The 14698-nt window shown below is 31.8% G+C and carries 15 protein-coding genes and 1 pseudogene; 4 read left to right on the forward strand and 12 right to left on the reverse strand.

Going from position 1 to position 14698, the window contains the following annotated elements; genetic code table 11:
- Positions 1-7: 7 nt before the first annotated feature.
- Entirely contained in the window at positions 8-1267 is a 1260-nt protein-coding gene (locus ACNMOQ_RS11950) for an MFS transporter (RefSeq protein WP_064211183.1), read from the reverse strand.
- 19 nt (positions 1268-1286) lie between these two features.
- Complete coding sequence (locus ACNMOQ_RS11955; RefSeq protein ID WP_017000001.1) at positions 1287-1730, reverse strand: MarR family winged helix-turn-helix transcriptional regulator; 444 nt, start codon at positions 1728-1730, stop codon at positions 1287-1289.
- Positions 1731-1814: 84 nt separating this feature from the next.
- Here ACNMOQ_RS11955 and ACNMOQ_RS11960 point away from each other — a divergent pair, with 84 nt between their 5' ends.
- Complete coding sequence (locus ACNMOQ_RS11960; RefSeq protein WP_017000000.1) at positions 1815-2549, forward strand: SDR family NAD(P)-dependent oxidoreductase; 735 nt, start codon at positions 1815-1817, stop codon at positions 2547-2549.
- A gap of 176 nt (positions 2550-2725) precedes the next feature.
- Complete coding sequence (locus tag ACNMOQ_RS11965; protein WP_416349884.1) at positions 2726-3724, forward strand: siderophore ABC transporter substrate-binding protein; 999 nt, start codon at positions 2726-2728, stop codon at positions 3722-3724.
- Positions 3725-3777: 53 nt separating this feature from the next.
- Here ACNMOQ_RS11965 and ACNMOQ_RS11970 read toward each other — a convergent pair whose 3' ends face one another.
- Positions 3778-4380 (reverse strand): stage II sporulation protein M, encoded by a 603-nt coding sequence (locus ACNMOQ_RS11970; protein ID WP_416349885.1) that lies wholly within the window; start codon positions 4378-4380, stop codon positions 3778-3780.
- Between the two features lie 139 nt (positions 4381-4519).
- Between ACNMOQ_RS11970 and ACNMOQ_RS11975 the strand changes: the two genes are divergently transcribed.
- Positions 4520-4996, forward strand: a complete 477-nt coding sequence (locus tag ACNMOQ_RS11975) for a DUF1440 domain-containing protein (RefSeq protein ID WP_070045264.1) — start codon at positions 4520-4522, stop codon at positions 4994-4996.
- A 495-nt stretch (positions 4997-5491) separates the two neighbouring features.
- Here ACNMOQ_RS11975 and ACNMOQ_RS11980 read toward each other — a convergent pair whose 3' ends face one another.
- Both ACNMOQ_RS11980 and ACNMOQ_RS11985 read right to left on the reverse strand, forming a co-directional pair.
- Entirely contained in the window at positions 5492-5965 is a 474-nt protein-coding gene (locus ACNMOQ_RS11980) for a DUF3995 domain-containing protein (protein ID WP_416349886.1), read from the reverse strand.
- Between the two features lie 31 nt (positions 5966-5996).
- Entirely contained in the window at positions 5997-6812 is an 816-nt protein-coding gene (locus ACNMOQ_RS11985) for a metallophosphoesterase (protein ID WP_017000333.1), read from the reverse strand.
- A 111-nt stretch (positions 6813-6923) separates the two neighbouring features.
- On the opposite strand from ACNMOQ_RS11985, the gene ACNMOQ_RS11990 reads away from it, so the two are divergent.
- Positions 6924-7715 carry an arylamine N-acetyltransferase family protein gene (locus ACNMOQ_RS11990; RefSeq protein WP_017000332.1) on the forward strand — a complete coding sequence of 264 codons (792 nt, stop codon included), beginning with the start codon at positions 6924-6926 and terminating at the stop codon, positions 7713-7715.
- An 84-nt stretch (positions 7716-7799) separates the two neighbouring features.
- Here ACNMOQ_RS11990 and ACNMOQ_RS11995 read toward each other — a convergent pair.
- The 7 genes and pseudogenes from ACNMOQ_RS11995 to ACNMOQ_RS12025 form a co-directional block, all read right to left on the reverse strand.
- A pseudogene (locus tag ACNMOQ_RS11995) lies at positions 7800-9208 on the reverse strand (MFS transporter).
- Between the two features lie 357 nt (positions 9209-9565).
- Positions 9566-9916 (reverse strand): PTS glucitol/sorbitol transporter subunit IIA, encoded by a 351-nt coding sequence (locus ACNMOQ_RS12000; RefSeq protein ID WP_064204765.1) that lies wholly within the window; start codon positions 9914-9916, stop codon positions 9566-9568.
- Positions 9917-9937: 21 nt separating this feature from the next.
- Entirely contained in the window at positions 9938-10954 is a 1017-nt protein-coding gene (srlE, locus tag ACNMOQ_RS12005) for a PTS glucitol/sorbitol transporter subunit IIB (protein WP_064211193.1), read from the reverse strand.
- 10 nt (positions 10955-10964) lie between these two features.
- Entirely contained in the window at positions 10965-11516 is a 552-nt protein-coding gene (gene srlA / locus ACNMOQ_RS12010) for a PTS glucitol/sorbitol transporter subunit IIC (protein ID WP_064204763.1), read from the reverse strand.
- The gene (locus tag ACNMOQ_RS12015; protein WP_064211194.1) at positions 11504-11974 is read right to left on the reverse strand and encodes a transcriptional regulator GutM; all 471 of its coding nucleotides are present in this window, start codon (positions 11972-11974) and stop codon (positions 11504-11506) included. The genes srlA and ACNMOQ_RS12015 overlap by 13 nt, the downstream gene beginning before the upstream one ends.
- Positions 11975-11976: 2 nt before the next feature.
- Positions 11977-13860 carry a BglG family transcription antiterminator gene (locus ACNMOQ_RS12020; RefSeq protein WP_416349887.1) on the reverse strand — a complete coding sequence of 628 codons (1884 nt, stop codon included), beginning with the start codon at positions 13858-13860 and terminating at the stop codon, positions 11977-11979.
- 27 nt (positions 13861-13887) lie between these two features.
- Positions 13888-14685, reverse strand: coding sequence for an SDR family oxidoreductase (locus tag ACNMOQ_RS12025; RefSeq protein ID WP_210617425.1), 798 nt, complete (start codon positions 14683-14685; stop codon positions 13888-13890).
- Positions 14686-14698 lie beyond the last annotated feature (13 nt).

Genomic DNA, 14698 nt, shown 5'->3' on the forward strand with positions numbered 1-14698 from the left:
CACCCTTCTATTTGGAATTCCAATATCCTTTTTCAACTAGTACTTCTTTATTTTTGAAAGCTAAAATAATAGAAATAATATTAACAATAAATAATATAATAATGATGATTAGGCCTAAAGTGTAACTGCCTGATATATCATATATAAATCCATAAGCTGGTAAAGCAACAATTGACGCTAACGCCAAACCGATTGATGAAGATGAATAAATTTGACTATAATCTTTACTTCCAAATAGCGATGAAGCCATAGCAGGCGCTATCGTTCCAATTGAAGCGGTAAACATACCGAATAGGAATAATGCAATTGTCACTACAACTACTAAATCAGGAAGGCTAATTAATAACACACTTGCTAACAAGCCTAATGTCATAGCTAGTAGCCCAACTTTTTTAGCACCAATTTTGTCTGTTAAGTAACCAAAAATAAGCGATCCAACAAATACGCCTGCCATAAGTGCAGACATCATTGCACCTGCAACACTAACTTTTTGACCATGGTTAACGAGATATGTTGGGACATGCATAGTAAAACTTGAGATTGCAGTAATAATAAAGAAAAATAGTCCCAACAAGAAGAAAGCTGGTGTTTTTTTAGCAATACTGTAATCAATACCTTCTACTACTTGCTGTTGTTCATTTTCGTTACTGTCATCACTTAAATCGCCATAAGCTTTCGTATTTTTATCTTTAGGGAAATTACGAATTAATAACAGAATGATAGGTGCAACAATAATCATTACCCCTAAACCAGTAATTAAGTATGCCGTTCTCCAACCGAACTGGCTAATTAAAGCACCTACTATAGGTTGTGCGAAGACACCGAGTAATCCACCAATGGCTGATAAAATACCAAGAGCAAGTCCTTTTCCTTTGCTAAACCATCTTTCAATTAAAATAGGACCACCTATTACTGTAATAAAGACGCCCCCGATAGCAAGAGGAATAGACAGTACGTACCAGCCCCATACAGAATTCATTACTCCGAATAAAGCGAACGAGCCTGCTTGTAGAATAATTGCAATAAATAACACGATACGCGCACTATATTTAGATAATATCTTTCCTCCAAACGGAAGGAATAATAATGTAACTATTGAAGAAATACTTAAATAAATCGTTAAACTTCCCATACCTACATCTAAATCTTTAGCTACAGGAGATAAGAATAAACCAGATGAATTATTCAGTGCTGATTTCCCTAACCCTACAGCAACACAGAGTCCAATTAATATTAACCAAGCAAAATGTATCTTTCTTTTATGCATTTAGTACACTCCAATAATTTTATTTGTCGTCTTTATTTAGTTGTTTTACTCGTTCATATAGTTTTCTTTGAATATTTAATAATTGTGAAACTTCATCATTATTTAAGACAGAATAAACTTCATTCCTCATATTTTGTCCCTGATTTTGAGCTTCATCAAGCACTTCTATTCCTTTCTCTGTAATCGTAATTAAAATCACTCGACGATCATCTTCTTGATGTTCTCTTAAAATATATCCTTCTCTTAATAGGTTATTTGTTAATTTTGTAATTGCTCCAGAGGTATAACCTAAAGATTGTGCAAGATATGATGGTCGTTGAGGACCCTCTTCTTTTAATTTTGATAACGCTAAAATTTGAGAGATGTTAACGTTCAGCTCAAATTTTTTCATAAAGAGCGTCATTGTAGCATCGTTAAATAATTCAGCATTATGAATAAGTTCAAAAAAATTGTTATTTTCCATACATATTCCTTTCTTTAATCAAATTATAGTGATAGTATACCAGTAAAAGGTTTACCGGTAAACCAATTAAGGAGTGGAAGAAAAATGAAAAGATTAGAAAACAAAGTAGTAGTTATTACAGGTGCGGCACAAGGCATGGGTAAAACGCATGCTGAGAAAGTTTTAAGTGAAGGTGGAAAAGTTGTTATTACTGATATCAATGAAGAACTTGGGAATAATGTTGCACAAGAATTAGGAGAAAATGCTATATTTATTCGACATGATGTTTCCAACGAAGATGACTGGAAAAACGTAATAGATACAGTGGTTGATAAATGGGGACGCATTGATGTGTTAGTGAATAACGCTGGTATTACGACTAATACATCGCTAGAAGAATTAACTTTGGATTCTTACATGAAAATCGTTAATATTAATCAAGTATCTGTATTTTTAGGCATGAAAACTGTAGCTCCAATTATGAAAGCTCAAAAAGAAGGTTCAATTATCAATATTTCATCTATGAATGGATTAGTTGGCGGCGCAATAGGTTACACAGATACTAAATTCGCAGTAAGAGGTATGACAAAAGCAGCATCAAGAGATTTATCACCTCATAACATCCGAGTAAATTCAGTACATCCAGGTGTTATTCAGACGCCGATGTTAGAACTAGAAGAAGTTAAAGAACAAGTAGAACAATTCAAAAAGACGATTCCAATGAGACGAGTTGCTCAAACTGAAGAAGTTTCAAATATGATTGTCTTCCTTGCTTCAGACGAATCAAGTTATTCCACAGGATCTGAGTTTGTAATCGACGGTGGAATTACAGCTTTATAACGATAAATATAATCTCATTAAGTAATATAATTAAACTTGTAGATGAAAATCGACGTAATACTTACGTTCGAATTGATTATTCTACAAGTTTTTTATTTATTATTTGCAGTTGTTATTTCTTTAATATTTTGTATAATTGAGAAGTGTTATCAATTAGAAATGAAGGAGAACGAAATATGAGAAAATACATAACTCTTGTCGTTTGTGCACTTTTACTATTAACTGCATGTAGTAATAATGACAATAAAGCAGCAAAAAGTGAGAAAGAAACAGTAACAATCAAGAAAACATTTGAATATAAAGAAAAGAACCAAGATCACAATCGAGGTAAGAAAAAGACTGAAACTGTGACAATTCCTAAAAATCCTAAGAATGTAATTGTTATGGACTATGGAGCACTAGACATTATGCAAGATTTAAACTTAGAAGACCATATCACAGCAATACCTAAAGGAGAAAACGGTAGCTTTTTACCAGACTATTTATCAAAATTTAAAGATAAAAAGTATACAAATTTAGGCAATCCTGGAAGACCTAATTTCGAAAAAATTGCAGAAAAAGATCCTGATTTAATTTTGATTTCATTTAGACAAGCATATACTAAAAACTTAGAAGAATTTAAGAAAGCTGCACCAAACGCTAAAGTGTTGTATGTAAGTCCTGATGATGATCAATATATAGATTCTATTAAAGAAAATGCTACGAACATTGGAAAAATATTTGATAAAGAATCAGAAACTCAATCACTTATCAAAAAGCTCGATAAAAAAGTTTCATCAGTAAAAGAAGTCATCAATAACGACAAAGTTATGTTCACAAATGTAGATAATAAAGGTATTAAAACTTACGGCTCAACTGGTAGATACGGTGGATTTTTAAATGGAGATTTAGGAATTAAACATATCGATTCAAAAATGCCAGCCAACTCAAGCGGTCAAGTCGTTTCGTATGAATACATAGCTAAGAAAAACCCAGATAAAATCTTCTATATAAATAGAACAGATAAAGAAACTAAAGGCATACCACAAGAATTAAAAAATCCAGTTATCAAAAATGTAAACGCAATTAAAAATAACGACATTTTAGAGTTTGAAGCTAACACATGGTTCTTCGGTGCCGGCGGTATCAATTCTACAATTAAACAATTAGATGATATTGAGAAAGCTTATAAATAAAATTAAAAAACTGCTCTCCATTAATAAGTTTTTATTGGAGAGCAGTTTTTCTACTACTTTAATAAATCCATTAAAAAGTTCGTAAAATATGTTTCTAAAAACGCAGCGATAATACTAAGTGGTAGTACTAATAATATGTATACTTTAGCTACTGTGACGATACTTTTTAAAATAGATACTTTTGTCTTTTTGTTTTTGCGAAATAAATTACTTATCGTTCTAATAATTGATTTATTAAGTAAATATAATGCCGCAGCAAATACTGCGTAACTTAACAGCTCTATTACTGTATGAGGAATTGACGACCCTACACCTATTAATCCTAAATGTAAGTCGACCCTTATTAATAATGTAAAGACAAATCCAGTTAATATGGATGTTGATATTAAGTTTGCTGAATATAAGAATGGTATAGGAATAATTGATAATATTAACATTTGTAACGGCACTTTAAACCCATTATTTATAATATATTGCCAAACTTTCTCTAATCCTTCTGCCCGTTGTTTATCCTCAGGTAAACCTTGTACATTTTTTATTATTTCGATATTAGGATTCACAATATATGTAATAATTCCTGATATTAGCATAAGACTTATTGATATACAAAAAAAGACTATAATCCTTTTAGTCATTGATTTATCTAGAATTTTCAATGCTATCCACCTTTATTTTTATATTTATTTCTATTTTAACATAGTATTTTTCTAGATTGTTAGACTGTCGGCAGACTGCTTTTAAGTTATGATGTTTCCGGGTATACAAAGAATAGTCGATTTAAAAGAGGTGAAAGAAATGAGTAATATTTCTTGTAAACGTGTATTAGCAACAGGAGTCGTTGGTGGATTACTCGCTGGAGCTGTGAAAATGGGCTGGGAATCTCTACTCCCTCCTCGTACTCCCGAACGTGAAGAAGAACCACCACCTGTAAAAATGATGAAACAATTTAATGTTCCAGAAAACGTACAAAATTTCACCGTCACTTATAATGAGAATGACATACCTATCCCTGTAATGGGCATTCACTATGGTTTCTCTGTTGGAAACGCATTACTATATGGTTTAATAGCTGAAAAATGTAGCAAAATTACTTTCGGCAAAGGTATATTATTTGGTGTAGGTGTCCATGTTATATTTCATGAATTTGTATTACCAAAATTAAACTTAACACCAGCAAAAGAAGACTTACCTGCTGAAGAACATTTATCAGAATTACTCGGTCACATTATATGGATGAACACGATAGATATTGTAAGAAATTCAGTAAAATAAGTATTAAGAAGAGTCCGGACAAATACTTGTCTCGGACTCTTTCATTGTGTTAGCAGTAGCTGTCTAGATTGGAAATAAGCTTATATCCAGGTTTTCACCCCTTTTATCTTATAAGAGCTGACTTATGTTGCACGTGGACCTCGTCTTGCAACATTCAGGGGTGCTATGTTGCACGTGGACCTCGTCTTGCAACATTCGAGGGTATTATGTTGCACGTGCACCTTCTCTTGCAACATTCGAAGGCGCTATGTTGCACGTGCTCCTCGTCTTGCAACATTCGAAGGCGCTATGTTGCACGTGGACCTCGTCTTGCAACATTCGAGGGTACTATGTTGCACGTGCTCCTCGTCTTGCAACATTCGAGGGTACTATGTTGCACGTGCTCCTCGTCTTGCAACTTTATACCATATTTACTAAAACAAAAAACTGAGACAATTTAACTGCCTCAGTCTCTTAATTATGAGCAAGGATTCAAATCCAGACTCCACTATTTACTTAGATTAATTTTTGATTTGTGTTTTGTTTTTTTATTTTCATTAAGAATCCGAATAGTCCTATACCCCACAATAAAAATAGAGGGTCCCACACCATCGCTTGGCCAAATGTAGTATAAAAATCATGATACTGGATAACTTGCAACAACTTTAACCATCCTACAACTGTATTTAAACCCCCATATATCATTAAAAATACTGAACCTATACATGATATATAAAATAAAATTTTATTATATGTTTTCATTAAATACAAAGGTGCTAATGTTGCTATTCCTTTAAATAAACCGACCACAATTAACATGAGGTTCATCCATATTCCCCACTGTGCATTAAATGTAAAAACCCAAGAACCGACTGATAATAATCCAGCTGTTCCTCCAAATGCCCAATACAACGAGAATAATGTATGTACCAGCCCACTTACAACGAAAATTGAAATAAATTTTTTCACTTTATCACCTATTTTGAACAAATATCGTCTTATTTGCTAAGCGACTTGCTTTCTAAATTTCAATAATTTGAATTGTATTTTGTATTTCTTGTTTTAAATCTTTAGAACGCCATTCTCTCTGATACCCTAAGCATGGACAAATAAAATTGACACCTTTTTCTTCTATATTATTACGAAAATGTACGTGTCCCATTATGCTATATTTTATCGGATACTTCTCATAAAATAAATCAAAATCTGATGTTCCTATAAACGCATTAAAATAATCAAATATTCTATGTGGCATAGGTACAGCAAATTGTTTGTGTGTGACGATGTGCGTCATCAAAATAATATTTTTGTCTTTAACTTTTTCTAAATCTCGTCTTACTGAATCTGCTGCTAGTTTAGACATTTCTAGATCAGACTTACCCCAATCTATTCTTTCTTTATCTAGCCAAGTAGATCCGTAATATTTCCTTCTTTCTAAACGCTCTAGGCTAAATTTTTCACTATCAGCAAAGCTGTAATCATACCAACCGCTATGACCTACAATCGCCCATTCATCATTGATTATATATGGGTCTGCAATTATACTTTCTGGTTGTGATTTATAATACTCAAATATTTCATAAGAAGTCTTTTCTTCCGCTTCATTTTTCCAATAATCATGGTTGCCAGGAATAAATAACACTTCTATATTTGTTTGATGTTTAACATTTTGTATAAATGGCATTGTTTGTTGATAATGGTTAGAAATATCGCCTGCTATGAGTAACATATCTAGTTTCAATCGCTTCACTTCATCAATTAAAACATCTTCAAAATCTTTCGGAAAATAATGATTACTTCGATCGATATGCAAGTCAGAAATCGCACCAATTTTCATACTTATTACCTTACTTTCTATTGTATACCCTTTAACTTCAATCTTATATTAACATATAAATGTAAACTATCCTTTATAATAGAATTAATAATAATTATTGGAGGCATATAAATGGATATTCAAAAGTTTGAAGAATATTTAAAAATAGATTCTAAAAATTATAATCAAATTAATTTAGAAACTTTAAATCATTATATAACACGCTTTATGTACACTGTTCCTTTCGAAAATATTAGCGTACAAAATCAACAACCTATTTCCGTTAATATCGATGACTTATATGAAAAGATTGTTATAAATCATCGTGGAGGATTTTGTTATGAAATGAACACTATATTTCAGTTTTACTTAGAACAAAAAGGCTTTAGTATTACTTGCGCATCCGCTACTATACACACACCTGATGATGGATGGAGTAACGATGGTTCACACATGACAACTATCGTGCAATTAGATAGACCATATATAGCTGACGTGGGATTTGGAGACTTACCTATTAATGCGTTACCCGTTCACTATGAATCTGAAAATATGACTGTCACTACTGTATCAGGTAGCTATCGCGCAATCTACGGAGAAAACGAAGAAATCCTTGTTCAAAAACTACAAGACGATAATTCTTGGAGAACTTCATATAAAGCTAAAAATATATCCAGACCATGGTCATATTTTGTAGAACATTTAGAATTTAATGAGCATAACCCAGAATCTATATTCGTACAAACATTGCTCATCACAATGGCTAAAACTTATGGTCGCGTTACAATGTCACAAGATCAACTAACGATAACTAAAGCTGATGGTAAAGAACAATCACCAGTAACACCACAAAATTACAAATCCATCTTGCAAAAATACTTCGGGTTAGACGTGACGATACAAACAATTGAAAATAAAGTATAAAAATCATAAAAAAATCTCCTAACCCGCTTCTTAACATACAACGGATTAGGAGATTATTTATAAGAAAAGGATATGTCTCAGTCCTTATTTCTCTTTTATTTGTAATTCTTGTTCTTTCCACCATAATGCTTCTTCAGCATTTTTAACAACGTGATTAAATTCTTTTTCATTTGATACAGTAGGATATGAGCCTTTTAAAGCTTTTCCTGAAGTTGTTTCAAATAATACAAGAATCGTTATGAAACCGATAAGACTGACAGCTGTTAAGTAATATGCTGGTGCTAGTGGGTTTTGAGTAACGTGCACTAACCATGTTGATACTAATGGTGTTGTACCACCAAATATTGATACTGATACGTTAAATGTAACTGCTAGTGTGCGGTAACGTACGTCTGTAAAGAAAATACTCGGTAATAAACTTGGCATAGAACCTTCATAAGTTGAAAGGAAGAATCCAAGTATTAAAATACCAAACGATACAAACATTAACTGGTTCATGCCCATAAAGTAAAAGGCTAGTAATGAAAATGCAGTTAACCCAAATGAACCGAATAAGACAACTTTCTTATTACCGATTTTATCACTTAGACGTCCGAATAAGAATGCTAGTGGAACCATTACAACCATAACACTCGTAATGAGAATTGTACTTACAGTCGTTGAGATGCCAATAACTTCGTCTAAATATGATGGCATGTATGAAAGTAACATGTAGTTCGTGATATTAAAGAATGCCACTGTAATAAAGCATAAGATAATATCTTTTTTATGATTTTTAATAATCGATACAAATGATTCAGGTTCTTCTTCATTTTCTTCGATTTCATTTTCAAATATAGGTGTTTCATCTAAATGTCTTCTTAAATAAAGACCAATTAATCCAAGTGGTGCGCCAAGAATAAATGGAATTCTCCAGCCCCACGCTAGCATTTGTGCATCAGATAAAGCAATAAACATTCCACTCGCTAATAAAGAAGCAAGTATGTAACCTGCTAAAGTTCCAATTTCTAATCCACTGCCTAGTACGCTTCTTCTGTTATCAGGAGATAATTCAGCAATATATACCATTGCACCGGCATATTCTCCCCCGTTGAAAACCCTTGAATAATTCTAGCAATTAACAAAAGAATAGGAGCCCATATACCAATTTGATCATATGTAGGTAAAAGACCGATTAATAAAGTTGAAGCGGCCATTAATATAATGGTTGTCGTCAATACTGTCTTACGACCAAGACGATCACCAATTCTACCAAATATAACCCCGCCTAACGGTCTCATTAAAAATGCAATCGCAAATGTTGCGAATGTAAATACTAATTTTAATTCATCGTTCTGTACGCCAGTAAAAAAGTTTTGGCTAATAATAATTGCTAAATAAGAATATAGACCGAAGTCAAACCATTCCATAGCATTACCTATACCTGTTGCGTAAACACTTTTCTTAGTTTGTTTCATATCAACAACATTAATTTTGTTTTTGTTAAATTTCATGTTTGATTAAACACCCTTTCGATATAGTTATGTATCTTAGCATATCGACAAATTAACACAACTGTAATATTACACTTATATACCTTGTCGTAAATTGTGAAAACCGCCACAAACGTTATAACTTATACCGATTGAAACTGGTCGACCAATGGTGTAAAATTATATTAATTTTCTTAAAATTTGCATTGATTTCCTATAGAAAGTTACTTTATTTATATAGTAAACAAATGTTATCTTTCCTAAAATTTGTATGATGAAAGGAATAAATCAAACCGTAAAATCATCTTCTTTGAACATAAAAAAGTCCCTTTAAAAGTTAAATTTCACTTAACTTTTAAAGGGATAAATTTTATAAAACTATTTAATTTCTATTTTTGTACCTTCTTCTATATTAGCAAGAGGCTTATCTTCTAAATATAATGTTCCAGATTGTTCAGCTTCTGTGCTCCCATCAAACTTTAAAGTAATATGACCTAAATCATTTAAGTTTTTATTAACAGCAGAGCCTACTTTTGTAATTTTATATTCATTATCATCTAAAAATAGCGTTTGTGATTCAGTTATTTCTCCGTCTATCTCATTTATATCGATTATATAACAAAAATCGACTAACTCATCAGGTGCATTATCACCAAATAATATAACCATCTTTTCAGCTTCGAATGCTGATGCATCTTTTCCTATACGCTTTATTTCTGTCTTGTACATTATTTATGCACTCCTTTTTATTTATTTATATAACCCAAAGCTTGCCAGCCATGCTACAAATACCCGCGGTACACCGTTTAAGAAGCGTGAATACAGTACGGATGGCACACCGACTTCGATTGTTTTCGTTTCTGCTTCTGCTAATCCTAGCCCTACTGGAATAAAGTCAGCAGCATTTTGAGTATTGATTGCAAATAATGCCGGTAATGCTAAGTTTGGCGGTATATTCCCTTTACCAATTTCTACACCAATTAAAGTACCTAATACTTGTCCAATTACGCCACCAGGTCCTAACAATGGACTTAAAAATGGAAGTGAGCATATAAACCCAATTATAAGAAGACCCCAAATGTTACCCGCTAATGGTGACATAACCTTAGCAAATACATCTCCAATTCCAGATCCTTGAATAATACCAATCAATAATGCTACAAATCCCATGAATGGTAAGATTGTATGCAACATTGTATCTACTGCATCACGTGCAGCTTGATAGAAAGTATTAATAACTTTACCTGCTGCTAGACCAATTTTCGTTAATATAGATTTATTTTCCTGTTCTGCTCTTGTTTCCATGATTTTTTTATCTTTAGAATATGAAGCTGTTTCATTACTTTTTGTTTCTTCAGTTGACGCAGTTGATTCCGCTGTTGTTTCATTAGAACTACTTTCTCCTGCTACGCTTACTTGCTCTACATCCACATTTGAAACATAAATATCTTCTGTAATATGTTGTCTCAAAGGACCACTTTTACCTGTTGCCATAATGTTTACAGTCGGGATACCTTTTTGAGGGTAAATACCACATCTCAAAGTACCACCGCAATCTATAACAGCAACCATAATTTCATCTTCAGGTACTGATGTTTCGAAACCGTTAACAGGTGAGCCACCAGTAATTTCACAAATTTTATCTACTATTTCAGGTCTGTGACCACCTGTAACATACATAACTTTGTCTTTCTTGCCTTCTATTCCAATTTCTAAAGGGCCACCAAAGCCACCTGAACCTTTAACAATTCTAGCTTTTTTACTCATGTTGCTCACCTCATCCTTCTAATTTAACTTCTGTACTTAATTTTACTTTTTGTTGTTTTTCTACGTAACTAGTTGTAAAGTCAGTAACCCATCCACCAATAAAGTTCATAACTAAACCAACAAGTAAATATCTTACTGCTAAATCTGTCATCGGTAATCCTAATTGTTGAACCCCGTTTGCGATACCTAAGAATATAAATAATTCTGCTGGGTTAATGTGCGGAAACAGACCGTTACTCGTATGTGCGAACTGAGCTGCTGATGCAAAATAACTTGGTTTATACTTCTCTGGCATAAATCTTCCTAGAGAGTGGACCATCGGATTTGCTAACATAAATGAACCTAAAAACGGTAATACTAAATATCTTAAAAATGGGTTTTTAGATGATTTTTGTGCGATTATATTAATTCTTTTTTCACCTATTAATTGGATTAATGTGTTCATCGCAATTAATAACATTAGTACTAAAGGTACAATTGTTGTCATCCAGTCTATAAATGTATCTGCGCCTGTTTGAAATAAATTGATAAAACCTTCTGCTAACTTAACTATGAAGTCCATGTTGATTTACTCCCTTCTTTTTTAAACATTCCATTAATTTTTTTAACTGCTTTCATCATTGGAGAAGGTATCTTTTCAATTTCTCCTCCAGATTGAATAACATTAAATGTGTGTTGAGCGTCTAAAATAGCTTTTATTAATAATTTGTTATACTTTTTTAAATCTGTATCTCTTAATTTCTGAATCTTATATCCTTCTAAACCTTTTAATTTCTTGAATTTAGAAAATACTGTGACACCTTGCATATAGCGTGCCTCTTCTATTTCATTACGGTTATTAATTTGAAGAAGTACCAACGTTCCCGATTTAAATATAGCTGGTCTTCTTCCAATAGCAACGCGACCATTTTCTCGCAATTCCGTATAGTGTTTAGTGAAATTTTTAATTTGAAGCAAACCTAGCAAGTATTGAATTATAAATCCAACAGCTAATATGACAATCAATATGATGAAAAACATAGCTAGCCCCTCATTTCCTTATTTAATATATGTGCAAGCGCTATGTAATCCGTATCTTTACTTATCTGATTGATAATATAACTATTGGTCGTAATAGTTAAAATCTCTTCATATAATCGGATTAGTACCGCTTCATTCACTTCAGTTTCTGGTGTCGCAACGAGCACAACTAGTTTTACCTTTTCACAATCATTCAATGGTTGGTTAATAATTGCTAATTTCAACCAAATACCATGAAAATGGTGACTAGTGTGTGGGAATCCCAGAAATCCTGTTACTGTTGATTTATGCTCTTCTCTCTCTAAAATTTTAGAAATAAAAGTATGATCAACTTTATTCTCATTAATCAGTTCATTTGATAAATACGCGATTACTTCTTCATACGTCATACTTTCATTAATTTGATAAACATCTTGTTCACTTAAAAAATCTACTATAATACTTTTGTTAAACAGCTTTTTATTGCTGACGTCTTTATAAATCATGAATTGTTCGATTTTAAGTTTTAACGCTTGTTCATCTAATATGTTGTCTATATAAATTATTCTGTTAAACAATCTATTTGTTTTAATGGTTGATACCGTTAAGTCATAATCATCAATTTGAAATTGATTTAACTCATTTTCACTAATTACATCAATCGTTATTTGATTACCAAATATTTTTTCTAATTGAACTCTCATTAATTTCGCACTACTCAAACCTTGGTTTGTTATAAATGCGACTGAATGAATTTCTTTAAATTTTTGTTCTAACTGCTGTAAATAGACACTGAAATAAATTGATAAAAATCCAAGTTCATTTAAAGGCACTTTAATATTGATTTCTTTTTCAATATTTGTAGCTAACACTTTAGAAAGCTCATATGCAAACGGATATCTGTACTCAACTTCATTAATAAAGTCATTTTGTATTCTAATATCAAATATCAACCTATTTATAAGGTATTTAATGTGAAGTTGTATATCCGTGCTAAATAATTCTTCATCTATTTTGATAGTGTAATAAAAATCAATATCATCAATCGTTTGTTGAATAATGCGATTTAAAATAGATTGATCATCTTCTGAAATGATTTCATCTAACAATGAAGCTCTTCTACCTATAATTTGAAATACGATTAGCAAAATTTCTAAATTTGGAAATGTTATTGAGTACTGATGACTTAAATATTCTTTAATTTCGCTTAAAGCTATAAAGTCTTCAGACTCAAACACTCTTTCATCGATTTGTACATTTTGTCTTATTTTATAATCATTTTCTATTCTTGATAAAACAACTTTAGTTGCAGTGATAAGTCGGTTAAACGTTGCGTGGTCTAAGTTATATTGTGTTTTCGTCTTATCGAGAATTGCATATATGGAATCTGGTAATGTGTAAGAACTATACTTTCTATTGAACAGTTCTATTAAAACTTTTCTCACTTCTAGTTCATTACCTTCTATACGTAAACCAACATTTTGAGTACCTTTAATGCTAACTCTATAATGTTCTAATTTAGTTTTAATACAATTAATGGTATTATTGACAACACTTTTACTTAGAAATAAATCTTCAGCTATATCATCTATTGTACAAACGCCGTTATAAAGCAAATAATGAAATATGTTTTCTTCACGTTCCTCTAATTCATCAAAATGATAATGAATATGAGATTCTAAATCTTTGAGTAAATTAAAAAATTTCTTTTCATCTGCTACTATCATTGAAATCGATTGATTTTGCTTAATTATACTAATAGAACCTTCAAAATAAGTTTGAAGTTGATTAATGTAATTCGTTAAAGTTCTTTGAGAAATAGAAAGTTTATGGGAAAGTTTATCAATTGAGATACTTTGTTTTTTAAGCGTTTCAACAATTAATAAATGTTTTTTATTTAATATCAATACTTTCCCTCCTTCCTCTATTTAAAGTTATCCTCGTGATTTACCACCTGAGATATTAATCGTTGTACCAGTAATATAACTTGATTTGTCTGAGCTTAAATAACAAACTAAATCAGCTACTTCTGACAACTTACCAACTCTACCTAAAGGAATAGATTTTGAATAATCACCATTCAATTTATCTACTGTCGTATTTCTACTATAAGCTAGTGCTTCTTCATATTGTTTAGTTCTTAGACCAGTTTCTTCTAAAATTCCTGGTGCTATAGCCACAACCTTAATGTTATGTTTCCCTAGCTCTTTAGCCCAACTTCTCGTAAATCCGATTAAAGCTGCTTTTGTAGCAGAATAAATACTTTGCCCTTCTGATCCTTCTTGACCAGCTTCACTAGCAATATTTACGATAATCCCTTTATTTTGTTTCACAAAATGTCTACTTACTTCTTGGCTGAATAGAATTGGCCCTTTCAAGTTTACACCGAACATTAAATCTAAATCTTTCATATTAATTTCATACTCTGGCTTTTCGCCTTTAACATCTACTAATAATCTTGGTAAATTAATGCCAGCATTATTAATTAATACGTCTATGCGAGATTGTTCTTCAAAAATTGTATTCACTGTCTTTTCAACAGCTTCTTTATTCGTCACATCAGTCTCTATAAAATGATAATTCCCGTTATCAATTGGATCGTCTTTTAAATCTACATTATATACAACTGCACCATTTTCTAATAATGAATTTACAATTTGTCTACCGATACCAGAAGTACCACCTGTTACGATGATTACTTTTTCATTTATTTCTAACCAATTTTGAGCCATGACTTTTCCTCCT

The sequence above is a fragment of the Mammaliicoccus lentus genome, from assembly GCF_947036595.1.
In the GTDB taxonomy this organism is placed as follows: Bacteria; Bacillota; Bacilli; order Staphylococcales; family Staphylococcaceae; genus Mammaliicoccus; species Mammaliicoccus lentus.

Bases quoted from the DNA above. Each gene is read 5' to 3' on its own strand.
- ACNMOQ_RS11950 (WP_064211183.1), bottom strand. From the start codon at position 1,267: ATGCATAAAAGAAAGATACATTTTGCTTGGTTAATATTAATTGGACTC.
- ACNMOQ_RS11955 (WP_017000001.1), bottom strand. From the start codon at position 1,730: ATGGAAAATAACAATTTTTTTGAACTTATTCATAATGCTGAATTATTT.
- ACNMOQ_RS11960 (WP_017000000.1), top strand. From the start codon at position 1,815: ATGAAAAGATTAGAAAACAAAGTAGTAGTTATTACAGGTGCGGCACAA.
- ACNMOQ_RS11965 (WP_416349884.1), top strand. From the start codon at position 2,726: ATGAGAAAATACATAACTCTTGTCGTTTGTGCACTTTTACTATTAACT.
- ACNMOQ_RS11975 (WP_070045264.1), top strand. From the start codon at position 4,520: ATGAGTAATATTTCTTGTAAACGTGTATTAGCAACAGGAGTCGTTGGT.
- ACNMOQ_RS11985 (WP_017000333.1), bottom strand. From the start codon at position 6,812: ATGAAAATTGGTGCGATTTCTGACTTGCATATCGATCGAAGTAATCAT.
- ACNMOQ_RS11990 (WP_017000332.1), top strand. From the start codon at position 6,924: ATGGATATTCAAAAGTTTGAAGAATATTTAAAAATAGATTCTAAAAAT.
- ACNMOQ_RS12000 (WP_064204765.1), bottom strand. From the start codon at position 9,916: ATGTACAAGACAGAAATAAAGCGTATAGGAAAAGATGCATCAGCATTC.
- srlE (WP_064211193.1), bottom strand. From the start codon at position 10,954: ATGAGTAAAAAAGCTAGAATTGTTAAAGGTTCAGGTGGCTTTGGTGGC.
- srlA (WP_064204763.1), bottom strand. From the start codon at position 11,516: ATGGACTTCATAGTTAAGTTAGCAGAAGGTTTTATCAATTTATTTCAA.
- ACNMOQ_RS12015 (WP_064211194.1), bottom strand. From the start codon at position 11,974: ATGTTTTTCATCATATTGATTGTCATATTAGCTGTTGGATTTATAATT.
- ACNMOQ_RS12025 (WP_210617425.1), bottom strand. From the start codon at position 14,685: ATGGCTCAAAATTGGTTAGAAATAAATGAAAAAGTAATCATCGTAACA.